At 27.1% G+C, this 734-nt stretch carries 1 protein-coding gene; it reads left to right on the forward strand.

All coding sequences use genetic code 11. The features are described 5' to 3' along the window. The coding region (locus IX290_RS11420) for an RNA-guided endonuclease TnpB family protein (RefSeq protein ID WP_211493314.1) at nucleotides 1-734 on the forward strand (734 nt) is incomplete at both ends.

Raw genomic sequence — 734 nt, forward strand, 5'->3', positions numbered from 1 at the left:
GTTTTACTACTCTTGTTATTGGTTTTGTTAGACTTAATGAAGATACTCTTGTAATTCCATACTCTAATTCTTTTAAAAAGAATCATAAAAAGATTTCAATTAAGATTCCACCTATTTTACTTGATAAAAAGATTAAAGAGATTAGAATTATTCCTAAATTTAACGCCAGGTTCTTTGAAGTTCAATATACTTATGAAGTAGAAGAAGAACAAAGAAATTTAGATAAAAACCATGCACTGGCTATTGATTTCGGAATTAATAATCTTGCAACTTGTGTTACAAGTAAAGGCAGATCTTTCATAATAGATGGTAAAAAACTAAAATCTATTAACCAATGGTTTAATAAAGAAAATGCTCGTCTTCAAAGTATTAAAGATAAGCAAAAATATGGTAAAAAACCAACTTTAAGACAAAAATATCTATATAGTTCTCGCAATAATAAAGTAAATGACTATATGTCTAAAACAGCAAGAAAGATAATAAACTACTGTTTAGAAAACAATATAGGTACTTTAGTGTGCGGATACAATGAAACTTTCCAAAGAAACAGTAATATTGGAAAGGCGAATAATCAGACTTTTGTTAATATTCCGTTTGGAAAATTAAGAGAAAAACTTGAATACTTATGTAAGTTATACAGCTTGAAATTTGTAGAGCAAGAAGAAAGCTATACATCAAAGTCAAGTTTTTTTGATATGGATATTTTGCCTAAATTTGAAGCTGATAAACCTCAA

Source organism: Fusobacterium sp. DD2 (genome assembly GCF_018205345.1).
Taxonomy (GTDB): Bacteria; Fusobacteriota; Fusobacteriia; order Fusobacteriales; family Fusobacteriaceae; genus Fusobacterium_A.